Annotated in this window: 29 protein-coding genes; 20 read left to right on the top strand and 9 right to left on the bottom strand. The window is 35.8% G+C overall.

Annotated elements, in window-relative coordinates; genetic code table 11:
- Nucleotides 1-258: 258 nt before the first annotated feature.
- Nucleotides 259-909 (bottom strand): YqfQ family protein, encoded by a 651-nt coding sequence (locus LCM23_RS05085; RefSeq protein ID WP_224935954.1) that lies wholly within the window; start codon nucleotides 907-909, stop codon nucleotides 259-261.
- Between the two features lie 219 nt (nucleotides 910-1,128).
- Between LCM23_RS05085 and LCM23_RS05090 the strand changes: the two genes are divergently transcribed.
- Both LCM23_RS05090 and LCM23_RS05095 read left to right on the top strand, forming a co-directional pair.
- Entirely contained in the window at nucleotides 1,129-2,433 is a 1,305-nt protein-coding gene (locus LCM23_RS05090) for a DEAD/DEAH box helicase (protein WP_224935955.1), read from the top strand.
- Between the two features lie 16 nt (nucleotides 2,434-2,449).
- Nucleotides 2,450-3,343, top strand: a complete 894-nt coding sequence (locus LCM23_RS05095) for a deoxyribonuclease IV (RefSeq protein WP_224935956.1) — start codon at nucleotides 2,450-2,452, stop codon at nucleotides 3,341-3,343.
- 92 nt (nucleotides 3,344-3,435) lie between these two features.
- On the opposite strand, the gene LCM23_RS05100 is transcribed toward LCM23_RS05095, so the two are convergent.
- On the bottom strand, nucleotides 3,436-3,693 hold the full coding sequence (locus LCM23_RS05100; RefSeq protein ID WP_095372545.1) for a DUF2624 domain-containing protein: 258 nt from the start codon (nucleotides 3,691-3,693) through the stop codon (nucleotides 3,436-3,438).
- A gap of 168 nt (nucleotides 3,694-3,861) precedes the next feature.
- On the opposite strand from LCM23_RS05100, the gene LCM23_RS05105 reads away from it, so the two are divergent.
- From LCM23_RS05105 to LCM23_RS05115, 3 genes are read left to right on the top strand one after another with little or no spacing between them, the layout of a single operon-like run.
- Nucleotides 3,862-4,650, top strand: a complete 789-nt coding sequence (locus tag LCM23_RS05105) for a metal ABC transporter ATP-binding protein (RefSeq protein ID WP_224935957.1) — start codon at nucleotides 3,862-3,864, stop codon at nucleotides 4,648-4,650.
- Complete coding sequence (locus tag LCM23_RS05110) at nucleotides 4,650-5,498, top strand: metal ABC transporter permease (RefSeq protein ID WP_095372547.1); 849 nt, start codon at nucleotides 4,650-4,652, stop codon at nucleotides 5,496-5,498. Before LCM23_RS05105 ends, LCM23_RS05110 begins: the two co-directional genes overlap by 1 nt.
- Nucleotides 5,499-5,522: 24 nt before the next feature.
- Entirely contained in the window at nucleotides 5,523-5,933 is a 411-nt protein-coding gene (locus tag LCM23_RS05115) for a Fur family transcriptional regulator (RefSeq protein WP_095372548.1), read from the top strand.
- Nucleotides 5,934-5,983: 50 nt separating this feature from the next.
- On the opposite strand, the gene LCM23_RS05120 is transcribed toward LCM23_RS05115, so the two are convergent.
- Entirely contained in the window at nucleotides 5,984-6,556 is a 573-nt protein-coding gene (locus LCM23_RS05120; protein WP_224935958.1) for a 5' nucleotidase, NT5C type, read from the bottom strand.
- A gap of 208 nt (nucleotides 6,557-6,764) precedes the next feature.
- Between LCM23_RS05120 and LCM23_RS05125 the strand changes: the two genes are divergently transcribed.
- Complete coding sequence (locus tag LCM23_RS05125; protein WP_095372550.1) at nucleotides 6,765-7,139, top strand: DUF4190 domain-containing protein; 375 nt, start codon at nucleotides 6,765-6,767, stop codon at nucleotides 7,137-7,139.
- Between the two features lie 46 nt (nucleotides 7,140-7,185).
- Here LCM23_RS05125 and ispG read toward each other — a convergent pair whose 3' ends face one another.
- The 3 genes from ispG to LCM23_RS05140 all read right to left on the bottom strand — a co-directional run bounded on the left by ispG (nucleotide 7,186) and on the right by LCM23_RS05140 (nucleotide 9,663).
- Nucleotides 7,186-8,295 carry a flavodoxin-dependent (E)-4-hydroxy-3-methylbut-2-enyl-diphosphate synthase gene (ispG, locus tag LCM23_RS05130; RefSeq protein ID WP_224936201.1) on the bottom strand — a complete coding sequence of 370 codons (1,110 nt, stop codon included), beginning with the start codon at nucleotides 8,293-8,295 and terminating at the stop codon, nucleotides 7,186-7,188.
- Nucleotides 8,296-8,420: 125 nt separating this feature from the next.
- Entirely contained in the window at nucleotides 8,421-8,759 is a 339-nt protein-coding gene (locus LCM23_RS05135) for a hypothetical protein (protein WP_224935959.1), read from the bottom strand.
- Nucleotides 8,760-8,880: 121 nt separating this feature from the next.
- Nucleotides 8,881-9,663: a DUF1189 domain-containing protein gene (locus LCM23_RS05140; protein ID WP_224935960.1), complete on the bottom strand. Its 783-nt coding sequence runs from the start codon at nucleotides 9,661-9,663 to the stop codon at nucleotides 8,881-8,883.
- A 258-nt stretch (nucleotides 9,664-9,921) separates the two neighbouring features.
- Here LCM23_RS05140 and LCM23_RS05145 point away from each other — a divergent pair, with 258 nt between their 5' ends.
- The 10 genes from LCM23_RS05145 (at nucleotide 9,922) to phoU (ending at nucleotide 21,377) form a co-directional block, all read left to right on the top strand.
- Entirely contained in the window at nucleotides 9,922-11,529 is a 1,608-nt protein-coding gene (locus tag LCM23_RS05145; RefSeq protein ID WP_373370922.1) for a Na/Pi cotransporter family protein, read from the top strand.
- 131 nt (nucleotides 11,530-11,660) lie between these two features.
- Nucleotides 11,661-12,143, top strand: coding sequence for a DUF456 domain-containing protein (locus tag LCM23_RS05150; RefSeq protein WP_224935962.1), 483 nt, complete (start codon nucleotides 11,661-11,663; stop codon nucleotides 12,141-12,143).
- A gap of 109 nt (nucleotides 12,144-12,252) precedes the next feature.
- A complete protein-coding gene (locus LCM23_RS05155; RefSeq protein WP_224935963.1) occupies nucleotides 12,253-12,861 on the top strand; it encodes a superoxide dismutase in 609 nt (202 codons plus the stop codon).
- A gap of 242 nt (nucleotides 12,862-13,103) precedes the next feature.
- On the top strand, nucleotides 13,104-14,309 hold the full coding sequence (locus LCM23_RS05160) for an MFS transporter (protein WP_224935964.1): 1,206 nt from the start codon (nucleotides 13,104-13,106) through the stop codon (nucleotides 14,307-14,309).
- A 160-nt stretch (nucleotides 14,310-14,469) separates the two neighbouring features.
- Nucleotides 14,470-16,569, top strand: coding sequence for a peptidoglycan D,D-transpeptidase FtsI family protein (locus LCM23_RS05165; protein WP_224936202.1), 2,100 nt, complete (start codon nucleotides 14,470-14,472; stop codon nucleotides 16,567-16,569).
- Nucleotides 16,570-16,996: 427 nt separating this feature from the next.
- Nucleotides 16,997-17,971, top strand: a complete 975-nt coding sequence (locus tag LCM23_RS05170; protein ID WP_224935965.1) for a PstS family phosphate ABC transporter substrate-binding protein — start codon at nucleotides 16,997-16,999, stop codon at nucleotides 17,969-17,971.
- A gap of 51 nt (nucleotides 17,972-18,022) precedes the next feature.
- A complete protein-coding gene (gene pstC / locus LCM23_RS05175; protein ID WP_224935966.1) occupies nucleotides 18,023-18,973 on the top strand; it encodes a phosphate ABC transporter permease subunit PstC in 951 nt (316 codons plus the stop codon).
- Between the two features lies 1 nt (nucleotide 18,974).
- On the top strand, nucleotides 18,975-19,853 hold the full coding sequence (gene pstA, locus LCM23_RS05180; protein WP_224935967.1) for a phosphate ABC transporter permease PstA: 879 nt from the start codon (nucleotides 18,975-18,977) through the stop codon (nucleotides 19,851-19,853).
- Between the two features lie 25 nt (nucleotides 19,854-19,878).
- Nucleotides 19,879-20,694 (top strand): phosphate ABC transporter ATP-binding protein PstB, encoded by an 816-nt coding sequence (gene pstB, locus LCM23_RS05185; protein ID WP_370873266.1) that lies wholly within the window; start codon nucleotides 19,879-19,881, stop codon nucleotides 20,692-20,694.
- A 23-nt stretch (nucleotides 20,695-20,717) separates the two neighbouring features.
- Entirely contained in the window at nucleotides 20,718-21,377 is a 660-nt protein-coding gene (gene phoU, locus LCM23_RS05190; protein WP_224935968.1) for a phosphate signaling complex protein PhoU, read from the top strand.
- Between the two features lie 87 nt (nucleotides 21,378-21,464).
- Here the strand turns inward: phoU and LCM23_RS05195 are convergent, their stop codons facing one another.
- Nucleotides 21,465-22,235 (bottom strand): SDR family NAD(P)-dependent oxidoreductase, encoded by a 771-nt coding sequence (locus LCM23_RS05195; RefSeq protein WP_224935969.1) that lies wholly within the window; start codon nucleotides 22,233-22,235, stop codon nucleotides 21,465-21,467.
- Nucleotides 22,236-22,383: 148 nt separating this feature from the next.
- Here LCM23_RS05195 and LCM23_RS05200 point away from each other — a divergent pair, with 148 nt between their 5' ends.
- On the top strand, nucleotides 22,384-22,974 hold the full coding sequence (locus LCM23_RS05200) for a TetR/AcrR family transcriptional regulator (RefSeq protein ID WP_224935970.1): 591 nt from the start codon (nucleotides 22,384-22,386) through the stop codon (nucleotides 22,972-22,974).
- A gap of 215 nt (nucleotides 22,975-23,189) precedes the next feature.
- On the opposite strand, the gene LCM23_RS05205 is transcribed toward LCM23_RS05200, so the two are convergent.
- On the bottom strand, nucleotides 23,190-23,636 hold the full coding sequence (locus LCM23_RS05205) for an endolytic transglycosylase MltG (protein ID WP_224935971.1): 447 nt from the start codon (nucleotides 23,634-23,636) through the stop codon (nucleotides 23,190-23,192).
- Entirely contained in the window at nucleotides 23,633-24,019 is a 387-nt protein-coding gene (locus LCM23_RS05210) for a hypothetical protein (protein WP_318247527.1), read from the bottom strand. Before LCM23_RS05210 ends, LCM23_RS05205 begins: the two co-directional genes overlap by 4 nt.
- 267 nt (nucleotides 24,020-24,286) lie before the next feature.
- On the opposite strand from LCM23_RS05210, the gene LCM23_RS05215 reads away from it, so the two are divergent.
- From LCM23_RS05215 to LCM23_RS05225, 3 genes are read left to right on the top strand one after another with little or no spacing between them, the layout of a single operon-like run.
- A complete protein-coding gene (locus tag LCM23_RS05215; protein ID WP_224935972.1) occupies nucleotides 24,287-24,721 on the top strand; it encodes a hypothetical protein in 435 nt (144 codons plus the stop codon).
- On the top strand, nucleotides 24,721-25,899 hold the full coding sequence (locus tag LCM23_RS05220) for a glycosyltransferase family 4 protein (protein WP_224935973.1): 1,179 nt from the start codon (nucleotides 24,721-24,723) through the stop codon (nucleotides 25,897-25,899). The genes LCM23_RS05215 and LCM23_RS05220 overlap by 1 nt, the downstream gene beginning before the upstream one ends.
- Before the next feature lies 1 nt (nucleotide 25,900).
- Entirely contained in the window at nucleotides 25,901-26,545 is a 645-nt protein-coding gene (locus tag LCM23_RS05225; protein WP_224935974.1) for a hypothetical protein, read from the top strand.
- Nucleotides 26,546-26,571 lie beyond the last annotated feature (26 nt).

The following is a 26,571-nucleotide window of genomic DNA, read 5'->3' on the forward strand; positions in this document are numbered from 1 at the left end:
TTCTAATCTATTATATAAGACATAAAGCAATAACACAAAAAGGAGAATTGATAAAAGAAATCCATGGTGAGTTAAGCTCTATTCTATTGTTCCGTAAGGACGAATGAAAATAAGACAATGAAGGTGATAGATAGGTCCACTTTGCATGTTGGTACTTAAGAGATGACTCTAACAATGTTTTTAATTCATTTAATGAAGGAAATGAGCAATTTACAATAAAATAAAAACTCGCCAAAATGGCGAGCGCTAAGCACATGACTAAACATACAGTTTCGGTACAGACTGACCACCCGCTTTTTTAGGGGGTTGTTGAGTTGGCTGGTCTTCTAAAGACTCCAAAGTGACTGATTTTTCTTTATTAGTTTTCATTGCTGACATAGAAGGATGACTATCCTTTATCGGAGATGGTGAGCTAGATTCATTTTCTTCCTCTTTTTCTTCCGTTGTTGAACTCATATTCTTAAGACCGCGATAAAGCTTCCACATTGAAGGGATATTTTTAACCATCGGACCGTACTGTTGAACCATTGGACCGATTTGCCCTGCAGTATTTAAGAATTTTTGTGTATTTGTTAAAAAACCACTTATATTTGTTGGATTTGTTATCGTTTGGAGAATGCCTGCTCCACCAGCGGCTCTAGATTCTGTGGCAGCATTAGTAGCAGTGTTTACAGCTGCCTGCGCACCAGAACCACCTCTACCACCAAGGATTTTGGATAATAGACCTCCACTTCTTGAAGATCCGTTATTTCTCATTCCACCATTATTTCTTGGTTGTGTTGATCCGTATGGAGTCATTCTGGGTGGAAATGGTGGCCTACCTGATAAGTTTTGCATCATTTGTGGTGTTTGGTGTGGTGGAGGGAAGCCTGGTCTCTGCCCTCGATTTGGTCCCATTCCTGGATACATCACATCTCCTCCTCTCAAAAGGGGATTTTACTTTCATTGTATGCAAAAAGGAGAAATGGGTTTATCTTTATAAAAGGATAAGAAGGAATAACAAGTATAACTGGTTATTTACCTGGAATTTTATTATAATAATATGATGGAGTAAATGTTTGCGATTTTAAGTGATCATGTGTGCAAGTACTTATGATCATTTCATAACGATAATGAGGAGTTAAAAAAATGAATGAAACAAGATTTGAGAGGTATGAGTTTAAACCTTTTATTATAGAAGCAGTAAAGAAGTTAGGGTTTTTTGAACCAACAGATATACAGGAAAGATTAATACCGACTGTCTTAAAAGGGGAAAGTGCCATTGGTCAATCCCAGACAGGTACAGGTAAAACACACGCTTATATTCTGCCAATGGTTGAAAAAATTCAAACAAACAAAAAAGGTGTACAAGCAATTATCACTGCACCAACTAGAGAGCTAGCCAACCAAATTTATCAAGAAGTTTTAAAAATCACGAGCCATAGTGAAGAAGCTATCGCAGTTAAGCTTTTTATCGGAGGTACAGATAAACAAAGAACAATTGAAAAGCTTAAAACGCAACCGCAAATAGTTGTTGGTACACCGGGAAGAATTAATGATTTAGTGAAAGAGCAGGCATTGCTTATCCATACAGCTTCATTGTTAGTTGTGGATGAGGCGGACTTAATGTTGGATATGGGCTTCTTGGAAGATGTTGACCAAATTGCGTCACACATGCAAGAGAAATTGCAAATGCTTGTGTTTTCAGCTACCATCCCAGAGAAGCTTAAACCATTTTTGAAAAAATATATGGAAAACCCAAAATTTGTTCATGTAGAGCCGAAGCAACCAACCGCAGCTAAAATCGAACATCAACTCTTACCTTCAAGACACCGCAACAAAGTAAATCTTGTGTTTGATGCTTTACAGTCTTTTAACCCGTATTTAGCCATCGTGTTTACGAATACGAAGAAAAAGGCAGATGAAGTCGCAGATGGTTTAATGGCTAAAGGCTTGAAAGTCGGAAGAATTCACGGAGATTTGAATCCACGAGAACGAAAGAAAATGATGAAGCAAATCGTTGATCTCGAATTCCAATATATCGTAGCAACTGATTTAGCTGCTAGGGGTATTGATATTAAAGGAATTAGTCACGTAATTAACTACGAATTACCTACAGACTTAGATTTTTATATTCATCGTGTAGGTAGAACAGCAAGAGCAGGCACTTCAGGTATCGCCTTAACGATTTATGATCCAACAGATGAAGACGCATTAAATAAATTAGAGAAAATGGGCGTTACTTTTACTCATATTGATTTTGTTAAAGGAAATTGGGTAACACTTGACGATCGTAATAAAAGAAAAAACAGACAACGTCAAACAGATGAGATTGATAAAAAAGCGAGTTCACTTATACAAAAACCGAAAAAAGTAAAACCAGGATACAAAAGAAAGCGCAAATGGGAAATGGAAAAGATAAAGAAGAGAGAAAGAAGGATTAAAAGAAAATAAGAGAGAGGGATATTGTATGTTGAAAATCGGATCCCATGTTTCGATGAGCGGAAAAAAAATGTTATTAGCAGCCAGTGAAGAAGCAGCTTCTTACGGTTCGAATACATTTATGATTTACACAGGTGCTCCCCAAAACACGAGAAGAAAGAAAATAGAAGATTTAAATATAGAAGCTGGCCTAGCTCATATGAAGGAAAATGGCATAAGTGATATTGTTGTTCATGCCCCTTATATTATAAATATAGGGAATACAACGAACCCAGCTACATTCGAATTAGGAGTGAATTTTCTACGTTCTGAAATCGATCGTACAGAAGCACTTGGGGCAAAGCAAATTGTCTTGCATCCTGGTGCACATGTCGGAGCAGGTGCAGAAAACGGTATCGCCAGGATCATTGAAGGTTTAAATGAAGTACTAAATGGCGATGAAAATGTGCAAATTGCGCTTGAAACAATGGCTGGAAAAGGGTCAGAATGTGGAAGAGATTTTGAAGAACTAGCGAAAATTATTGATGGTGTAACTCATAATGAACATTTATCTGTTTGTTTTGATACTTGTCATACTCATGATGCTGGATATGATATTGTTAATGACTTTGATGGTGTATTAAATGAATTTGATAAAATCATTGGTATCGATCGATTAAAGGTTCTTCATATTAATGATAGTAAAAACATTCAGGGAGCTAGGAAAGACCGCCATGAAAATATTGGATTTGGTCATATCGGTTTTAAGGCACTAAACAACATTGTTCATCATCCACAACTTACGACAATACCGAAAATCTTGGAAACCCCTTATGTTGGCGAGGACAAGAAAAATAAGAAACCGCCATATCAATTCGAAATCAATATGTTACGTAAAGAAGCGTTTAATAAAAATCTATTAGAAGATATTTTAGCACAATAAAAAAGCATGGAGGAGAGGGATCCTCTATGCTTCTTCTTTGCCCTTCTAATGGTCTGTTTAAATCGTAGATGTCAATGGCACTGGTAATAGACTTAAGAATTAGTAAACATAAGAAATATTTGGTTGACTGACTTTGCCGTGTCTACACCTGCAATATTGGCAATTTCTTTGACAAGTTTCTTTCGTTCATTTTCATTAAAGATATTCACCTTTTTACCGCGAAGATATTGGGCGATTTGCTCCGCTTCTGAGCGGCTAACTGAGATATTAAATTGTTTTCCATACTTTAATAATTCATCTGCGGTAATGTGATTGACTTTGTGATTAATGATGTTCTCAAAGATTTTCATGTGCATCACTCCTCATTAAACTGTATGCACCTGTACAGTAAAATTTGCCTTTTTTTCTACAAAAATTGATGAAACAAGCCTCATTTCACTCCTTTACAAGGTTAGGAACTTCATGTATACTACTCCTTGTACTAAATCGTAATGATTCTTAAAACGAAGGTGAATAAGATGGAAACACGGCAAGAGCCAGTGATTAAAATAGAGGATGTTTCCTTTAGATATGAAAAAAATAATGTATTAGAGCGGGTAAATTTAACTGTAAATGAAGGAGACTTCTTAGCCATTGTAGGTCCAAATGGTTCTGGAAAATCAACACTTCTCAAGTTAATATTGAACTTATTAAAATTACAAAATGGGAAAATCACTCTTTTCGGGGAAGAAATGAATCAATTTAAGGACAGGCAAAAAATTGGCTTTGTCTCGCAAAAGGCAAATTCATTTAATACAGGTTTTCCGGCAACGGTATTTGAAGTTGTTGCTAGTGGGTTAACAAAAAAACTTGGACTATTTAAATGGATGAAAAAGGAAGATAGGCGTCATGTTATAGACGCTATAGATTCTGTTGGATTACGCGAGTATGAAACGAGTAATGTGGGAGAGTTATCTGGAGGTCAGCAACAACGGGTGTTTATTGCAAGAGCGTTAGTAAGTGAACCTAAATTACTTATATTAGATGAACCGACTGTTGGTGTAGATGCACAACATGTGCAATCTTTTTATCATATGCTTGAAGATCTGAATAAAAACCGTGGCATTACGCTTTTACTCGTTACACATGATATAGGGACAATTTCTGAGCGGGTATCACATGTTGCATGTATGAATAAAACTCTGCATTTCCACGGGAAAACAGAGGAATTTGAGCGTCTTGATAAAGCCGAAGTGTCGACGTTTTATGGACATGACGTTCATATCTTATCCCATGATCATCACCACCATCATGAAGGGGTGAGATAATGATTGCTGCTATATTTGAATATGAGTTTTTACAAAATGCTTTTTTAACTGGTATGATTATTGGTATTATTGCCCCTTTACTTGGTGTGTATATTGTAGTAAGGCGGTTATCATTGATAGCAGATGCGCTTAGTCATGTAACGTTAGCTGGGATTGCAGCAAGCTTATTACTTGAAAAGAAACTAACCGGTTTTAGCGGAGTCAATCCTGTTTATATGGGGATGGCTTTTTCCGTTACAGGATCTGTGTTTATTGAAAAATTAAGGTCTGTATACAAGCATTATCAGGAGCTTGCCATTCCTATTATTCTTTCTGGGGGAACCGGTCTTAGTGTAATATTTATTTCACTAGCTGATGGCTTCAATTCAGATCTGTTTGGTTACCTATTTGGTAGCGTTAGTGCAGTAAGTAGAGAAGATCTATGGCTTATTATCATCATTTCGGTGATTATTATAGCCATTATTGTTTCTTTATATAAAGAACTATTCCTATTATCTTTTGATGAGGAGCATGCGCAAGCATCTGGTATTCCAGTGAAAATTGTTCATTTTATTTTTATTGTTATGGTGGCACTTGTTATCGCTTCATCAATGCGTATCGTTGGAATTCTCCTCGTATCCGCACTTATGACTTTACCAGTTGCTGCGAGTATGCGGATTGCAAAGGGCTTTAAACAAACGATTTTATTGTCAGTTATTTTTGGAGAAGTGTCAGTACTTGGCGGTTTATTTTTAGCATATTACTTAGATCTTGCTCCTGGAGGAACCATTGTAATCATTGCTGTGTTAATATTATTAGTAACGATACTTTTAAAGAAAGTAAAGACATCTAGACCAGCTAAAGTATAATTGCAAAAAAAGGGTGAATCAGTCATGAATGTGAGTGGCGCATTAGAACTGTTGAAAAATCGAGGCTATAAGCATACAGGCAAGAGAGAAGAAATGCTTGCACTATTTGCAGATAGTAATAAGTACTTAACGGCAAGAGAAGTCTTAGAGGAAATGAAACCAGATTATCCGGGCTTGAGCTTTGATACCATTTATCGTAATTTATCTTTGTTTGTGGACTTAGATATTCTTGAGATGACCGAGTTATCTGGTGAAAAACATTTTCGGTTTACTTGTTCTCATGAACATCATCATCATCATTTTATCTGTCTGGATTGTGGAAAAACGAAAGAAATAGAAACTTGTCCGATGAATACTTTGGCAGAAAATTTAAAAGGTTATGATGTTTCTGGGCATAAATTTGAAATTTACGGCAAATGCCCAGAATGTTGTTAATTGGAAAAACCCCTCTTATAAGAGGGGTTTTTTATATGAAGATAGTAAGATTACACAGATACTTTTAACCAATTCTCTACCCATGTGGCTGCTTCCTTCCAGCTTGTCACCCTTTTTACGCCGTCTGGAGTCGGTAAGCGGTTATAGGGTGTATCGAACAATATGACGGGAATTTGACACGCCTCATGGATCATAACAGCATTATCATGTTTATCTTCGAAGAATATGTCAATATCATATTGTTTAGCTGCTGAGACTTTATCATGAGAGCCAATAAGATCAATATGATCAAAAGTAATGCCATTCTGTGTGAACCAATTTTCAGTTACACTCATCAAATGAGTTGAGCGTGCACTAATAAAAAATAGTTCATGCTCTTCTTTCCATTTTGTTAATATTGATTTTGCGTTAGGTACAATGGTTGACTGGCGATAAATTTCCGGTTCATTTTCTTTAAACCATTGATCGAATGCTTGAGGTTCTATATCTACAAGCGGATACAAGTCATATTGTTTTATGTCTTCTAAAGTAAGTTGTAGCCCAAATGCTTTGTTCATAAAAGGAATCATTGCCGCTGGACTCGTGACAGTTCCATCGATATCAATTCCGAATCGTTTTTTCATTTCATTGCTCTCCTTTAAAACTTGAACATATAACCGTTCACTTCATTTTTTCTTTACTTCCTAATTTTAGCTGAAACTTTTCATTATATAAACCATAAAAGCCTTTTTGTTGCTAGAAAATCTTAACACAAGTAAAAGTGTAACGCTTGTTAATAATAATAAATGCTCCACCACAGAAAAGTGGATACCATTAAAGCGAGGGATCATGATGGCAGATCAGATGCGTAAATATGATGAAGATCAGCTTCGTCGTGACAGAGTTGACGAGAACCAGTATGAAGTCTCAAGCGATTATTCAGAAGAAACTGCAGCCGAAATTGCTGCTCCTGTAACTTATGATGAGGACAGGGGAAGGGATATTGACGATAGAAAAGGGACGCGTAGTGGTGGCCGAGGAGTAGGTATTACTGCTTTAGTATTATCAATCCTTTCACTATTCATTATGCCGATATTTCTTGGAGCTGCAGGGATCGTACTTGGTATTGTTGCAAATAGCAAAGGAGCTAGAGGATTTGGCACTTGGGCGATTGGTATCGGTATAGTATCGCTTTTAGTAGGGATTTTTATTATGCCATTCTTTTAAATATAAACAACAAGCGCCTAGGAGTATCCCTAGGCGCTTTGTTTATTTAAACTGTTTCTTTGGCTTTTTCTTCTTCTTCTTTTTGTTTTGCAAAATACTCTTCAGCTATTTTATCAATTTCAATCTTTAATTCATCGACCATTGTATCTTCTGGTACTTTGCGAACAATTTTCCCTTTGCGGAATAATAAACCTTCACCTCGTGCTCCAGCGATGCCAATGTCAGCTTCTCTTGCTTCACCAGGGCCGTTAACGGCACAGCCCAACACAGCGACTTTAATTGGTGCTTTAATTGTTGAGATATATTCTTCAACTTCATTCGCGATACTAATTAAGTCGATTTCGATACGACCACAAGTCGGACAAGAAATGAGTGTCGCAGCATTCGATGATAAACCATATACTTTTAACAGCTCTCTAGCCACTTTTACTTCTTCAACTGGATCAGCACTTAATGAAATTCTTAACGTATTTCCGATACCTTTATGAAGAATTGCGCCTAATCCAGCAGCACTTTTTACTGTACCGGCAAATAATGTTCCGGATTCAGTAATCCCTAAGTGTAGTGGATAATCAAAAGCTTGAGCTGCTTTTTCATAAGCTTCAATCGCTAAATTGACATCTGACGCTTTCATAGAGACGATAATATCATGGAAGTCTAGGTCTTCCAGAATTTTAATATGGTGAAGTGCACTTTCAACCATTCCGTCTGCCGTAGGATAGCCGTATTTTTCTAAAATACGTTTTTCTAATGAACCTGCATTTACACCAATACGAATAGGAATACCTTTCGCTTTAGCAGCTTTTACAACAGCTTCCACTTTTTCGCGTTTTCCAATATTACCTGGGTTAATTCTAATCTTGTCAGCTCCACCTTCTATGGCTTTTAAAGCTAACTTATAATCAAAATGGATATCAACGACAAGTGGAATATCGATTTGTTTTTTTATATCAGCAATCGCATTAGCTGCCCTTTCATCTGGACATGCTACGCGAACAACTTGGCATCCTGCTTCTTCTAAACGTTTAATTTGCGCAACGGTTGCTTCTACATCATGAGTTTTCGTTGTAGTCATACTTTGAATAAATAATTCATTACTTCCGCCAATGGTTAGCGGTCCCACTTTTACCGGACGAGTTTTCGTACGATGTATCATTTCACTCAATGGAGATTCGCTCCTTTATATATATAAAATATATTTGAACTTCTCAATGTAAGCTCTTATCATCAACTATTGTATCAATGAAGTGATTGAATTGACAAGAAATAGATGCTAAGCATTTAGTTTTCATTATTATATGAAGGAAATTTATAGGTATTACCGTATTGAATTTCTTCAGGCTTTATTCCATTATTTAATGTGCTGAAATCTTCAGCGATAACATTAATTGGAAGATTTTCGATGTTCATATTTTGCTGTTCAATAATGGATAAAACGGTATCTCCCCGATTCACTTCTTTTTCAAAATAAGGAAGGCCTACCTCTTGTTCGTCTTTTTCTAAATTTGTGACCTCTGCAGCAACGGGTGCAATATGTTTAGGGAGAGTTCCTTTGGAAAGATCGACGTATACAGCAAATGAAATGATAATAATTAAGATGAAGGCTGAAATTCTTCTCATATTTACAAGCTCCCGTCATTTTAGAATAACCATTATCATACTTATGCATGTCCACATCTAATTAGAACAGATTATGTATAAAAAAACTGTAGACGGTATATGCGTCTACAGTATGATTCCACTATTGTTCAGGTATTTCCTTTTTCTGATGAGGTATTTCTTTGATGGCTAACATAAGAATGATGATGGATATTAACCAGTTAATAAGTGCTCCATTTGGAACAACGGTTTGTAGTGTGTCCATGATAATAAAAAATACGGTTGATAATGTGATACTATAAGCGGCTATTCGCCACATGTAGCGATAAGGAAGGGTCTTCTGAACAATTCTCACAATCATTATACCGAGTAAGGCAATAATGGAAATTTCTATTAAGCGCATGGCTATAGAAAATAAATACAGTACAATAGCGACGATACTAATTAATATGATTAACCAAGAATCTGCCGCTTGTATTAATTCAATAACAGTTGATTTATCAATATTGATATCACCGAGCATACTATAGCTATAGGATTGTTGATTGTTTCCGCTAATAAACACCAATTCGTCTTGTAGAATGGCAATGGTATCATTTGTTTGCAATATTTCATCTTTCTTTACAATATTATTTGAGTCAAAAATAATGGTCACACCATCATTCTCAACAGTAATAGGTGCTGTTTCATTTGCTTGTAATGTCCCATTAGCAATCTCAAATTCAGGCAAATCATCCGTTATTGTTGATTCCATTGATTGTACACCATTAAAGACGGATGTACTGAGAAAAAAAATAGTGGGGATAATGGATAGGAAAGTGAGAAAAAAAACATAACCTATTGTCTTTCCTATACCTTGCTGACGAAAGGTTGCAATGTCTTTTGGAGAATAAATGCTTCTTATAAATTGTTTAATGATATTCAAAAATTTTCCACGTCCTTACTTGTCATTATTCTATTTATTTTAACGACAATACTTTCGTCATACAAGAATAATAAGTTTTTTGAATAATTAACCTTTTGTCATCTAATTGTAACATAAGAGAAAAATATTAAAGGTTTGTAAATTTAACCGTTACACTATTTACATTAATAGAGAAAGCTTTAATAATAGTGTGGGGTTTACATTTAGTGTTGAAAAACTTTCTAGGGGTTGAATAGCTTGGAATTAGATATTCAAAAGATGATATTTGAGTTTGTCGGTGGATTAGGTATTTTCCTTCTCGGGATAAAAACGATGGGAGATGGTCTACAAAAGTCAGCTGGAGATCGTCTTAGAGATATTTTGGATAAATTCACCACAAACCCATTAATGGGTGTTTTAGCAGGAATGTTAGTAACGATGCTTATTCAAAGTAGTTCAGCAACGACGGTGTTAACAGTAGGATTAGTTAGCGCTGGGTTTATGAATCTACGTCAAGCAATAGGCGTAATTATGGGTGCGAATATTGGGACAACCTTTACAGCGTTTATAATTGGTCTAGATATTGGTGAATATGCGTTACCAATCCTAGCGATTGGGGTATTATGCTTAGTATTCTTTAAAAATAACCGTATGCAAAACATTGGGTCTATTATATTTGGTTTTGGAGCATTGTTTTATGGATTAGAGTTAATGGGCGGTGGTATGAAACCGTTAAGTAACTTACAAAGCTTTCATGACCTGACAGTTAGTATGAGTGAGATTCCAGTATTAGGTGTTCTTGTGGGAACTGTGCTTACAGTTATTGTACAAAGCTCAAGTGCGACAATTGGAATATTGCAAGGTTTATTTTCTGAAGGGTTAATTAGCTTAGATGCAGCTCTTCCAGTTTTATTTGGAGATAATATTGGTACAACGATAACTGCTATTTTAGCTTCACTTGGGGCTACTGTGGCAGCTAAACGAGCAGCGCTAGTCCACGTGACGTTTAATTTAATTGGAGCTACGATCTTTTTAATATTACTGCATCCTTTTACTTTATTGGTTGAAATGTTCCAAGCGAATCTTGGACTGAATCCAGAGCTGACAATTGCGTTCGCTCATGGAACATTTAATATTACTAACACGTTGATTCAACTGCCATTTGTGGCTGTTCTGGCGTATATTGTAACGAAGCTTATACCGGGTGAAGATACAGTGATTGAGCAAAAAGCCAAACATTTAGACGCTGTTTTTATTCAACAATCGCCATCCATTGCTCTTGGACAAGCGAAAGAAGAGGTACTTCGAATGGGTCAATTTGCTGTTGAAGGATTAAATGAAACACGATCATTTTTAATAGATGGTTCGCCTAAACATGGTGAAAAAGCTTATCAAATCGAAAGTGCGATAAACAATCTGGACAGACAAATTACAGATTATCTTATTCAGCTTTCTAGAAGTTCTTTATCTAATAACGAATCGTCTGAACATACGGTTCTAATGGATACGATTCGAGATATTGAAAGAATGGGTGACCATTTCGAAAATATCGTTGAATTAATGGATTATAAGAAAGCAAATAAGGTAAGTATTACGGAATCCGCTATGAAAGATTTAGATGATATGTTCCAATTAACGATCTCTACGGTTTCTGAAGCATTAGAAGCGCTAGACCATAATGATAAAGAAGCAGCACAACATGTTGTACAAAAAGAAGATCAAATAGATAAAATGGAACGTAAATTACGTAAACAGCATATCATTCGCTTAAGTGAAGGAGTATGTTCTGGACAAGCAGGGATTGTATATGTGGATATCTTAAGTAATCTCGAACGAATCGGTGATCATGCAGTTAATATTGCAGAGGCTGTATTAGGCGAAGATTGAGTATTATAAAGAGGTAAGGATGGGTTCCTTACCTCTTTTTTTAAAATCTTTCGATGGAAAAGATAACATTTTAATGTTTTAATTATGGCGAGACTATGAGAAGTTTTTGTTATGAATAGGAGGGAACGGTTATGGATATTTTAGCTTGGGCAATCATTATCATCTTATTTGTTATAGCTTTTATCGGATTGATATATCCAATTATCCCGAGTGTACTTTTTATTGCTGCTGGCTTTATTGTTTATGGATTATTCTATTCCTTTGAACCTTTTGGTGTACTGTTTTGGTCCATCCAAATTTTATTTGTAATATTACTATTTGGTGCCGACTATATCTCCAATATGGTTGGTGTGAAAAAATATGGTGGGACAAAAGCTGGAATATGGGGAAGCACTATTGGAATACTAGTAGGGCCTTTTGTTATCCCGGTGGCAGGTATATTACTTGGACCGATAGTCGGGGCAATTATCGCAGAATTAATTGTACATCGTCGCCCATTTAAGGAAGCAGTTTTAGTTGGATTTGGGTCACTTGTAGGATTCATAAGTAGCATCATTACTAAAGGAATTGTTCAAGTAGTGATGATTATCTATTTCTTATTTGTTGTTCTATAAAAAAATTAATTTTTATGTTTGATTCTATGGCAAAGTGGTATAGAAAATATAAGAAGACATTTTAATGATGTCTGCATATGATTATATTTTTAGTAGGAGGAATGTTTACATGGCTTATGAACTACCGAAATTACCGTATGCTTATGATGCTTTAGAACCTCATATCGACAAGGAAACAATGAATATCCATCATACGAAACACCATAATACTTATGTAACTAACTTGAATAATGCAATTGAAGGAAAAAGTGCATACGCATCGAAAAGTGTAGAAGAATTAATTACCCATATAAATGATATTCCTGAAGATATCCGTACAGCTGTCAGAAATAATGGCGGTGGACATGCCAACCATTCTTTATTCTGGCAAGTTCTTTCACCAAATGGTGGGGGTACACCAACAGGCGATTTAGGAGATGCGATAGCTAGTAAATTTGGTAGCTTTGACGACTTCAAGGATGAATTTGCTAAAGCAGCTACTGGTCGCTTCGGATCGGGTTGGGCATGGTTAGTTGTTGATAATGGGGAATTAGCCATAACGAGCACACCTAATCAAGACTCACCATTAATGGAAGGCAAAACACCCCTTCTTGGGCTAGATGTTTGGGAACATGCTTATTATTTAAACTATCAAAACAAACGTCCTGAGTATATTAAAGCATTTTGGAATGTTGTTAATTGGGACGAAGTAGGCAGAAGATATCAAGAAGCGAAGTAAAAGCTAAATGAAAATATATAATAGTAAAAAAAGCGCTATTCATTGGAATAGTGCTTTTTTACATTTCTGTTCGATAAATGTCACTCCTTCCTAATGTATGGGATTCAATTGTTAGACATAATTGTTTCTTTATAAAAAGACCAAGCGACATGAAATATTTTTCCAATGGGGATCTTCCTTTTCTTGCATAACTCCATCGTTTTTGAAGGAGACTATTTGTAGAATCGAAGGGGAGTTTTTTTATGAGTAAATTGCAGAGAGTGATTGGAAATATTGAGCCGACCAGAGACCTTGTTTTGTTGCTGCTAATTGGAGGATTATATTCCTTAAGTGTTGCGTTATCCAATACTTTTGTGAATATTTTTTTGTGGAAGCAATCTGGTGAATACGTGGATTTAGGCTTATATAACCTCGCTGCTGTTGTTCTGCAACCTATTGCATTTATTATTGCGGGCAAATGGGCGAAAAAAGTAGATCGTGTTATTGTTCTAAGGTTAGGGGTTATATTTCTTGCCTTCTTTTATATTTCTGTGCTTCTTGTAGGGGATAAAGCGTCGTCATATCTCCTTTTATTAGGTTCTTTATTAGGTATAGGTTCTGGTTTTTATTGGCTTGCTTTTAATGTATTAACATTTGAAATAACGGATCCAGAAAATCGAGACTTTTTTAATGGTTTTCTCGGGTTACTTTCATCATTTGGTGGTATGATTGGACCTATTTCTGCCGGTTTAATTATTTCAAAAATGAAGGCGTATACTGGTTATTCAGTCATTTTTGGAATTTCATTAGCTTTGTTCGCGATTGCCGTATTTTTAAGTTTTTCTATTAAAAGACGTCCAGCAAATGGAAAGTATTTTTTTAAGCGGATTATTAAGGAACGAAAGTATAATAAAAATTGGAAGAGGATTACAAATGCCCATTTTTTCCAAGGGTTTCGTGAAGGTACATATGCGTTTGTCGTTTCTGTCTTTGTGTTTATAGCTACGGGGAGCGAATTAGCACTTGGTACATTCGGATTAATAAATTCAGGTATTGCATTAGTTTGTTATTATATTGCTTCAAGGTGGATTAAGAAAGAGCATAGGAAAAGAGCAGTATTAGTTGGAGGTGTGTTATTATTTCTGTCAATTTTCCTGTTAGTATTTCATATAACCTACGTTAACCTTTTGCTTTATGCTGCATTAATTGCCATCGCATATCCTTTATTACTCGTTCCTTATTCTTCAATGACTTATGATGTAATAGGCACAGCGTGGAAAGCAGCAGAAATGAGAATTGAATATATTGTTGTCAGGGAATTATTCTTGAACATCGGTAGAGTATTATCTTTGTTGTTCTTTATAGTGGGTGTAATCTATTTTGATGATCATGTGATCTTGCCGATATTGCTAGTAATATTAGGTGTTGGGCATAGTATGATCTATTTCTTTATTAAGAATATCGAATGATGTGAAAAAAAATATTCAAAATAACTATCATTTCCTTATAGTTATGAATAGAATTATTTTTGGTTTTCTTTTAAAATAAGTATATGTAATTAAGAGGGAAGTGTGGTTTTAGCAATTGAATAAGAAGAAAAAGAAGAATCGTGTGTCCTTTCGGTTGAACATGCTTTTCTTAATTGTCTTTGTGTTGTTCTCTGTACTTATTTTTAGATTAGGGTTTGTTCAGATTGTCTACGGTGATGACTATAAACGAGAAATAGAACGAACAGAAGAAATCACTGTAAATAACCCTGTACCTAGGGGAAAGATGTTTGATAGTACAGGAAAGATTATTGTCGATAATATCCCGCAGAATGCCATTACATATACGAATAATGGAGCTAGTCAAGAGGAAATGCTTGATACTGCTGAGAAATTAGCGGAACTAATTGAAAAAGAGACAGAAAAAGTCACGGAACGAGATGAAAAAGATTATTGGATTATGATTAATCCTGATCGCGCGGATGAAAAGGTAACAGAGAAAGAAAAGCAAAATATTCGCGAGGACGAAGAAGCTGATTACGATAAAGATGTCTATCAATTAACATTAGATCGTATTACGGAAGAAGAATTGGATGAACTGACAGAAGACGACTTGGAAGTGCTTGCTATCTATCGAGAGTTCTCTAGTGGGTATGCCTTTACACCACAAGTTGTTAAAAATGATGGAGTAACTGCAAAGGAATTCGCCCTAGTAAGCGAAAATTTAGATTATCTTCCAGGGGTTGACACAACAACTGATTGGGACCGTTACTATGCTTTTGATAATACATTGAAATCTGTCCTTGGATCTGTTTCGTCTTCTGAAGAAGGTATTCCGAAAGAAATGCTTGATTACTATTTAGCAAGAGATTATTCAAGAAATGACCGTGTAGGTAAAAGTTATCTTGAATATCAATACGAAGAAGTCCTCCATGGTCAAAAAGCCAAAGTAAAAAATGTCACTGATAAAGGTGGTACGATTCTAGAAACGGTGACAATTTCAGAAGGGCAGCGGGGGAAAGATTTAGTATTAAGTGTCGATATGGATTTACAATTAGCAACAGAAAAAATCATTGAAGAAGAGTTGCGTGCGGCTAAACAAACTGGAGGAACCAGTCTTTTAGATAGAGCCTATGTCGTGTTAATGGATCCGTATAGCGGCGAAATCTTAACAATGGCTGGTAGAAGGCTTGTGAAAGATGAGGAAACAGGCCAAACAAGAATGACAGATGATGCATTAGGAAATATTACGACCACTTATAATGCCGGTTCCGTAGTCAAAGGGGCTACGATTCTTACGGGCTATAAGGAAGGCGTGATTCAGCCTGGTACAGTAATTAATGACCAGCCACTAAAAATTGCTGGTACACCTGTAAAAAAATCATGGAAAACGTTCGGACCAATTAGTGATTTGTATGCATTAAGGGTTTCATCCAATGTGTATATGTTTGAAACAGCCATTCGAATTGGAGGCGGCACATATCGCTATAATAAATCATTGCCGTTAGATCCTAAAGGGTTTGATACAATCAGAGAATCGTTTGCTCAGTTTGGTTTAGGCGTTAGAACAGGGATTGATCTACCAAATGAACAAACAGGATTTAAAGGAATGAGTCAACTCCCTGGATTTATGTTGGACTTAGTGATTGGACAGTATGATACGTACTCTAATATGCAGCTCGTGCAATATGTGTCCACGATTGCTAACGGCGGGAATAGAATGGAGCCTCATGTAGTAAAAGAAATTAGGGAACCTTTATTAGAAAATGAAGAATTAGGCCCTATTGTAGAAGAAATATCGCCGAAAGTTCTTAATAAACTTGATATGGATGCTTCTTGGATTGAACGTGTAAAAGAGGGCTTCCGTCAAGTTGCACAAGAACAACAAGGTACGGCACTATCCTTCTTTGGTGATAAAGAGTATGACCCTGCAGGTAAAACAGGTACAGCAGAGGCTTTCTATGATGGACCACTACGTAGCAATTATGATGAGCCACCTGAAGTAATGAATATCAGCTATGTTGGTTATGCACCTTCTGATAAACCAGAAGTGGCAATTGCGGTCATGGTCCCTTGGGCCTATGAAGGTGGAAGTGGCCATAAAGCAAATATGATTATTGCCGAACGCGTCATGGATGAATATTTTGAACTAAAAGAAGAACGTGCGAAAGAAGAAAGTAAGAAACCAGAAGATTTAACGAAGCAAGAAGTAATTGATGTTAACAAAGAAGAGGAAGAATAAGCTTGTGTGTTTTGAAAAACACAGGCATAACAGATATAAACTAACAATCAAACTCGGATTCACCCTTTTTTGAAGGATGAATCCGAGTTATTTTTATGCTTTTTGTTTTTAACATCAGTAATGAAAGAGGCAAAGAAGGCTGACAATCCTACACAACTACCTCTATATTTTCGTTCTTTTTACTAAGGAGTGCCTCGACTATTCCTATGTTTATTACCTCTGTGATTTACAGCATTGTTTGTTTGTAAGGTAATGTCACTCGATTCCTTAAAAATAAAAATGATATATGATTATCCCTGAATTTCACTTTACATTTCTTCACATTGGTTTACAGAATATTTACACGACATTTATTTCCTATTAACGTTTAGGTCTTATGATGGGTTTGTAGGACAAAACAACTGATTTTCTAGGGGGAATATTTCTAATGAAGAAACGATTCAAGTATGTGGCATCAACATTAATGATTGGTTCTGTTCTTGCTTTTACAACGGCATGTGGAGCAAATGGCGGTGCGAACAGTTCAAGTAATGGAGAGCAAACAACTAGTGAAGAAAATCAACAGTTACAAGGAGAAATCAAAATTGATGGCTCCTCTACAGTTTATCCTATTATGGAAGCTGTTGTTGAAGAATTCAGTATGGATCAGCCAGGCGTACAAGTATCAGTCGCTTCTTCTGGAACAGGTGGAGGATTTAAACAGTTTATAGCAGGAACAACGGATATCAGTAACGCATCAAGAGAAATTAAAGATGAAGAGAAAGCCCAGATTGAAGAAGCAGGAATTGAGTATTCAGAATTAAAGCTAGCCAACGATGGATTATCAATCGTTGTAAATAAAGAGAATGATTGGGTCGATTCACTTACTATCGAAGAATTGAAAGAATTATGGATCAATACGGGAGAAACAAAAAAATGGTCAGATATTAGACCAGAATGGCCAGATGAGGAAGTCAAATTTTATTCTCCAGGAACAGACTCCGGAACGTATGATTACTTTAATGAAATCATTCTGGAGGATGAGCCAATTGTCGAACAAGCGACACTATCAGAAGATGACAACATCCTTGTTCAAGGTGTAGCAGGGGACGAAAATGCCATTGGATTCTTTGGATTTGCTTATTATGTTGAGAATCAAGATAAGTTAAAAGTTGTTCCAATCGATGGTGGGAATGGTCCGGTAGAGCCGACTCATGACACGGTTGAATCAGGGGAGTATGCACCATTATCACGTCCTTTATATATCTACGTGAAAAATGATTCCCTAAAGAATGAAGAAACATATGAATTCGTTAAGTTCACATTAGAAAATGCGGGGGCACTTTCAGAAGATGTCGGTTATGTGAAATTAAAAGATGAAGAATATGAAACAGGGTTATCAACAATTGAAGATTTAAAATAAGTGTTTGAATGATGAAGAGAGATCATCATCGTAATGAAGGGGGGATCAACTATGAATATACAACAAGAAGAAAAAGCGTTTTCTGTGCAAGAACTTATACAACAAAAAAAATCTAAAAGTAAAAATAAACTGAAGTCAGAAAAGATTGTTCCAGTTATCTTATTATTAACTGCGATTGTGTCAGTATTAACGACGATTGGGATCGTTGTAACATTATTTGTGGAAACGACGACTTTTTTCAGTCACGTAAGTATCAAAGAATTTTTTACCGCACAAAAGTGGTATCCATTTTCTGAAACACAAGGCTCATATGGAATCCTACCACTTATTTCAGGAACGTTAAAAGTTGCTCTTATAGCTGCAGTTGTGGCAGTCCCGATTGGTCTCGCTGTAGCTATTTTCTTGAGTGAGTATGCGAGTGATCGAACAAGGAGAGTTATTAAACCTATTTTAGAAGTATTAGCAGGCGTACCTACTATCGTTTATGGGTTTTTTGCTCTCACTTTTGTGACACCAGTGCTTAGAGAAATGATCCCATCTCTGCAAATATTCAATGCGCTTAGCCCAGGGATTGTTATCGGGATTATGATTACACCGATGATTGCCTCATTATCAGAAGATGCCATGTCGTCTGTACCTAAAGTGATGAAAGAAGGGGCTTATGCATTAGGGGCAACAAAACTTGAAGTGGCCATTAAAATTGTTATACCTGCCGCTATTTCAGGTATTGTTGCTTCTATTGTATTAGCAATTTCAAGAGCAATAGGTGAAACAATGATTGTCGCTGTTGCAGGAGGCTCCACGCCTAACTTGAGCTTTGACGTGACAAGTAGTATTCAAACAATGACGGCTTATATTGTCCAAGTCAGTCAGGGAGATGCTGGATATGGCACGACCATCTATTATAGTATCTACGCAGTTGGATTTACATTGTTTATTTTCACCTTGTTCATGAATATGCTCGCCCAATTCATCTCCAAGCGCTTTAGGGAGGAATACTAGTATGAAATTAATTAATCATGATCAAGTACTAAAGAAAATGTCACCACGAAAATGGAAAAATTCCGTTTTTAAAGGTTTGTTCATGTTGGCGACTGCGTTTGCATTAGTGGTTCTTGCGATATTATTGTATCGCATTATCACTCAAGGAATTGGTTATTTAGACTGGCAGTTCTTGCAATCTTTACCTTCACGTGATCCAGAACAAGCGGGTATTAAAACAGCTTTAATAGGGACCATTTGGTTAATGGGTGTTGTTGCCCCTGTGACGCTTATACTTGGTGTAGGAACAGCCATTTACTTAGAGGAGTATGCGAGTAAAAATAAGTTTACCTCACTGATTCAGATTAATATATCTAACTTAGCAGGTGTCCCGTCGATTGTTTTTGGATTATTAGGATTAACGGTTTTTGTGAGAGCATTAACTTTAGGAACAAGTGTATTGGCCGCAGGCTTAACGATGAGTTTACTCGTATTACCAATCATAATCGTCGCGTCTCAAGAGGCGATTCGAAGTGTACCGATGGAATTAAGAGAAGCGTCATTTGGAATGGGAGCTAATAAATGGCAAACAATTGTAAGGGTGGTTATGCCGGCTGCATTACCTGGCATATTAACAGGAGCAATTTTAGCTCTCTCTAGAGCAATCGGGGAAACGGCACCATTAGTAGTGCTTGGTTTACCACTTTTCTTAGCGTTTTTACCTCAATCTGTTTTCGATATGTTTACTGTCTTACCAATGCAAATCTATAACTGGACGAGTAGACCGCAAGAAGAGTTTCATGCCGTTGCAGCGGGGGGCATTATTGTATTACTAGTAATGTTAATTGTGATGAATTCTATTGCTGTGTTGATCAGAAATAAATTCCAAAAAAGGTATTAAACGAGGAGTGGAGAATATGAGTACATTGGTTGCACCCAAAAAAGAAGCCGCCGATTCACTTGACAACTATAAAAATCTTAATGACAACAATAAAGTTTATCAAACAAAAGAATTAAATTTATGGTATGGAAGTAATCATGCATTAAAACAAATCAATTTAGATATTTATGAAAATGAAGTAACTGCGATTATCGGTCCATCAGGATGTGGTAAATCGACTTATATTAAAGCGTTGAACCGAATGATTGAAATGGTACCATCAGTAAAAACATCAGGAGAAATTCAATATCGTGGACGTAATATTTTTGATAAACGTTATGGTGTTGAAGAATTAAGAACAAAAGTGGGTATGGTGTTCCAAAAGCCGAATCCTTTTCCTAAATCTATCTATGAAAATGTTGTTTATGGTCCGAGAATTCATGGTATAAGAGATAAGAAAGTCCTGAATCAAATTGTTGAAAAAAGTTTAAAAGGGGCAGCGCTTTGGGATGAGGTAAAAGATAGATTGCAGGATAACGCTTATGGTTTATCAGGTGGTCAACAGCAGAGACTATGTATTGCAAGATGTTTGGCGATAGAGCCGGATGTTATTCTCATGGATGAACCTACCTCAGCGTTAGACCCGATTTCAACATTAAAGGTAGAAGAGCTTGTACAGGTATTAAAAAAAGAATATAGTATCATCATAGTGACTCATAATATGCAACAAGCAGCTAGGATATCTGACCGGACGGCCTTTTTCTTAAACGGTGAAGTTGTAGAGTTTGCAGAAACAGATAAAATCTTTTCTAATCCAACTGATAAGAGAACGGAAGATTATATTACCGGTAGATTCGGCTAATTAAGTAAAGGAGACTGATTATTTTGCCAGTACGAGAGAAGTTTGATGAAGAATTAGCAGTATTAAGAGGAAAATTATTAGACTTAGGTCATTTTGCTGAAGATGCCCTTTCTTTATCGATTCAGGCACTTGAGAATCATGATATTGAATTAGCTCTAGAGATCATGGAAAATGACAAAAAGGCAAACATATTGTACGAAGAAATTAATGACTATGCCATTTTATTAATTGCGAAACAACAACCAGTAGCTATTGACTTGCGAAGAATTATTGTCGCAATAAAGATAGCAACGGATATTGAGAGAATTGCTGATTTTGCTGTTAATATAGCTAAATCTGCTATTAGAATTGGGAAAGAAGACCATGTGAAACCAATTGTTCATATTAAACAAATGCATGCGATTTGTTTAACGATGTTAAACGATTCATTAACTGCTTTCAATGAAGAAGATCTAAAAAAAGCAAAAGCCGTTGCTGACATGGATGATGAAGTGGATGATTTATATGGGCAAACGATTGTTGATTTACTAAGAATAAGTGGGGAACAATCTGAGCGAATTCCGCAAATTACTCAATTATCTTTTGTTTGTAGATATTTAGAACGTGCAGCAGATCATGTCACAAACATTTCTGAGCATATCTTCTATTTAGTGAAAGGTAAGCAATTTGATTTGAATGATTGATAAAGTAACGAACCTCTTTCATCATAGAGGTTCGTTATTTTTATATAATAAGAACATGAATGTGAATCTTATTTATATAATTTAAAATTAGTTACTGATCCAACCACCGTCAACGACCAATTCTATTCCATTAACAAATTTAGATTCATCTGAAGCAAGGTATAAGTATGCATTTGCAATATCCATTGACTCTCCAGCATAAGGAGGTAATGGAGCTAAACCTTTATAGTTCTCTCCCATTTCTTCTTGTGTTTTAATTCCAGCTTTCTCAACCATACCTGTAAAGATTGCACCAGGATGTACGGAATTCACTCGGATGTTATCTTTTCCAAACCACTGAGCACCATGTTTAGTAAGTGCTCTAACTGCGCCTTTTGATGCACTGTACGCTGCGCCTTGTGCATCAGCGACTCCGCCCACAATTGCTGCAATGGAAGATGTATTAATAATTGACCCTTTGCCATTCTGTTGCATATAAGGTATAACGGATTTCATTCCAAGCCATACACCGGTTGTATTGATGGCCATCACTTTATTCCAATCATCTAATTCTGCTTCTAAAATTCCTTTTGCCATATGAATTCCTGCATTATTGACTAAAATATCAATTTTACCGTATTTTTCTATTGTCGTTTGAACGACATTTAACCATGATTCTTGGCTTGAAACATCTAATTTTAAGGCAATGGCTTCTCCACCATTATCAATAATCTCCGCAACCTTCACTTTTAAAGCATCTTCAACTATATCAGTTGCTACAACCTGAGCGCCTTCTTTTGCGAAAATTTGTGCACCTGCCAAACCCATTCCGCTAGCAGCACCAGTGATAATAGCCACTTTTCCAGTTAATCTACCCATATAAAAGTCCCCTTTAAATAATTATAGAATATAGCTTTTAAACATTGTTGTAATCGATTACAATACCACTATAATTATTTTTGTTTTCTTTAACAACCAACAAAAAAGTATATATTTGTTGGGGTTACACGGAGAGGTGGCTAAGTTAATGAGTAAAAATATAATGACTGAACAAAGGATTAAAGATGCTCTGGTTACATTATTACTACTAAAACCATTTCATAAAATTACAATAACTGACTTAACAACTACTGCAAATATTAATCGAAGCACCTATTATTACCATTACTATAGGAAAGAAGAAGTTCTAAAAGAAGTGATGGACGAAGCAATTGGGGACTTAATCGACAAGATGGAAAATAGTACTTTAAATCAACGAGATTATGAAATTGACCAAAGTGTTTTACCTTCTACAAAAGAATTATTTAACCATATATTTAAATATAGACATTATTATAAGTCACTATTACAAAGTGATGTTTCTTATACATTTGAAAATAAGTTTATAAAAGCACTTAAGCAATATGTTCATAATATTCAAATAGACTTTGGAGGAAATGATAAGTTTGTGATAGATCATCAATTATATACAAATTACCAGGCGTATACAGTTTTGGGGCTTATTAAGCATTGGATTGATACAGAGTTTGAAGAATCGCCCATTTATTTATCTGAACAACTAACATCTTTATTGCATGTAAAGGTAAATTCCGTATCATTTACTAGCAAAGGGAAATAAAGAAGTAGGAACTTTTTGTGACAAGCATACTCTTTTATTTAATAGATCAAGCGGGGGAATTGAGTGTCAATTTCTAAAAGAACTGATGTATTGAACGAAGTTCAGTAATCGTAACTATATTCTTCGGTAATTTAATAATAAAAAGGCTGTAATTAACTCTATTTTAAGAGTGTAATTGCAGCCAAGTCAGAAATATGGAGATAGAGGTTCGTTTTTTATGATTTGCTAAATAAATCAGCAAGCTCTTTATAAGACTGTTGATTATTCACTTGATATGTACCAACACGTAGCTTCTGACTATAATTGAATTCTTTTAAAAAGCTAGTAAAGTCCTCACTATATTCGATAATGCCTGCCTCTTCAAGTTGCTGCGCAATCTCTTGCGGAAGCATACCGCTCTCGATTTTAATTTCTGTTGTAATGGTAGTCTCTTCTTTAGGTACTTCTTCCTGTTGTTTATCAAGTTCTAATTTTTCTTCAATGAGTTTATCAATCTCATCATCCGTCAAAACATGAAAACCTTGTTCTTTTACATAAGCCTGAGCCGCTGTCTTATCAATCATTTGCTTGTTCTCTTCATTCATAAGCATATAACCAATAAGAAGAATGAATGCGGTACAAAAAACACCAGCTGAAAAGCCTCTTAAAACATATTTTTTCATACCTTTTCACCTTTAAGTTGACTAGCTGTGATAATGGCCAATACTTCATCTTCTAATAAAGAAGATTGCTTAGCGATTTGCTCTGTGGAAAGTCCCTGCTTATGAAGTAAAAGTACCTGATTTTTTATAATTTCATGAACTTCCTTCTTCTTAGGTCTAGATAACCCAGTGTCATTCGGAAGTTTGATTTCGTCTATCAGTAATTCTTCTTCTAACAGCTTTAATTTTTTCTTTATTTGATACGTTTCTTTTACATGTTGGATAGATAGTTGGTCAATCTCATCCTTTAAGGAACGGTAAGGATCTTTAAGAAAAAAGGATAAAATAAATAGCAGTAAAGCGATAACTAATAAAACAGCAAATATATATATAATGATTCTCACCTCAAAGCTTTAATATCAAAGTTATTCTACCATAAATATCGACAAGTCGTGCTAACTTTGAAGAATCTCCTATAGAATTTGTCGAGTAAGTGATCATAGTTTCTGTCGAATGAATGAAGAAATAAGTCGGTGAAGAAAAAATGCTTATCATAATAACAAGTGTAGCGATAGATAGCATAAACCGACAAAATCTGTTTATTGTGGGCTTGGCCATTCAGTGCTAACATTAATGTATAGAATAATCTGACAAGGAGAATGGTTCGAAAAATGGAAAGTAAACAGAATCACATGATACATTCGTCAGGATTATTACCTTTAAAAACTGAAATTATCAACAAAGATATTTATATTAGTTGGAAGGTTAGGCAAGAAAAGTATGACATCCTCTCGCTCTACTACAACAAAGATATAAGAAGCTGCTTACAGGTAATTCAGCTTCAATCATACAGTAAAAATCATTCCGATCTATATGAGTTTTTTATTCCACCATACCAATCGATGAGGATCATTAGAAACGCCATTAAAACAGAATATCACTCTTACCGCATCACCCTTTGTTTGAAACTAATGGATGACAATTACCTCCCTTTACTTACTACTGAGATAGGTAGTGGAGCGGGAACTGTCAAGTTATCATCAGAAATAAATGCTGACTGGATCCATCAAGTGTGTGGGTATAGTTATTATGAAGTGAAGCAATGATGGGGAGTATTCTACTGTTAACTTGGGAATACCCACCGTATATTGTTGGTGGCCTTGGTCGCCATGTAAGTGAATTAGCCAGATCACTCGCACAAGAAAAGGTGTCCGTTCATGTGCTAACAGTGAAAAGGGATGAAGTTGATGAAGAATTTGAAGTGCAAAATAATGTAGTCATTCATCGTGTAGCACCGCTTATGCAAACGGGATCATTTCTTCATTGGGTTGCTTCGGTGAATTTAGCAATGGAAGAGAAAGCAAGAGCTTTGATTGAGCAAAATGATATAGATATGATTCATGCCCATGATTGGATAGTTGCAGCGAGCAGCATCATTTTAAAAAGGCGAATGGATATACCGCTTATCGCTACTATTCATTCGACTGAGGCAGGTAGACATAATGGAATTCATACAGAGAGTCAAAGCTTTATCGATAGACAAGAAAAATTATTAATGGCATATGCCGATCACCTTGTAGTTTGTAGTCATTTTATGAGAAATGAGTTACTACATAAATACCAACAGCCATCTTCGACCATTTCCATCATTCCAAATGGCGTAAGTAAGCCGATGAAAAAAGATAGGAACCTACAATTTCATTTTGCCCAACATAGACCATACCTCTTTTCGCTGGGGAGGATGGTAGAAGAGAAGGGGTTCGATATTCTTATCGCACTTGCTGAAAAGTTAAAGAGAAAAAATACAAACTTAAAAATCATTGTCGCTGGGGAAGGCCCGTTATTATCGTATTACAGACAAAAAGTTCCTGCTAAACAAATCGATGAATGGATTCAATTTATTGGTTTTGTTGACGAATATGAGCGTGACAACTGGATGGCATATGCTAGCTTAGCTATTTTCCCTAGTTTGTACGAACCATTTGGAATAGTTGCTTTAGAAGCGATGGCAGCTGGACTACCAGTAGTTTTAGCTAAAACTGGCGGGTTCATTGAAATGATTGTTGAAAATGAGTCGGGGGTTTTTTTCGATCCTCTAGATGTAGTAAATCTTGAAAGAAAAATAGATTCTCTACTTTCAGAACCTAACTTTAGAAGCCAAATCGTCAGTGCAGCTCAAAAAAGAATCAAGACAGAATTTAGCTGGCAATCGGTAGCGAAACAAACGTTAAAGGTGTATAGAAATCACGGACGAGTCAATAAATTCCAAAGAAAAGGTGATTAAAGTGAAAATAATTGAGCAAACGCCTTACACAACTGAATATTGGAATCAGTCGAATCAGGAAAACTTATTGCATCAAACGTTAGGTATCGCCGTTGGTAAAAGTGTTTATTGGATTGAAATGAATGATATGGCGGAAGGAAGAGAATATCAAGTAGAAGGTTTATCGATACGTACAGAAAAGCTGAGAATCGGTCATCATATTTCTATGTTAAATTTCAACATTTACAATGAACTATCTACGAGTAAAGAGATAAAAGTACTTATGGCGCATAGTAATCCAAGAGAGTGTGACTACCAGATTTCTTTTATATCTCCGATTGAACACTTGATATATCATATGATCGATCGCCAATTATTCTTAGTGAATGGTCATTTGAACGGGGTGAAAATGAAGGAAAACACAGTGATGCAACAAGCACAAGTGGAAAATAACAAAATATGGTCATATGGCAAAGGCGGAAAACAAACATTATCATACAATCCAATAGGAAAAGGAAAGGTAGTTAGTTTATGTGGGGATACAGTTAAAATAACAGGAAAATCTGCTATTGACGGACAAGCTTGGTCAATTACAGATGATTGTCAAAAACAGCTTTTACAAGTAAATCAAACACTTTTAAAAAAACATACTAGCATTTCAAACTAAAAAGTGATATTATATAAAAGTCGTAT

This window comes from Cytobacillus kochii (genome assembly GCF_020171845.1).
Classification (GTDB): domain Bacteria; phylum Bacillota; class Bacilli; order Bacillales; family Cytobacillaceae; genus Cytobacillus; species Cytobacillus kochii.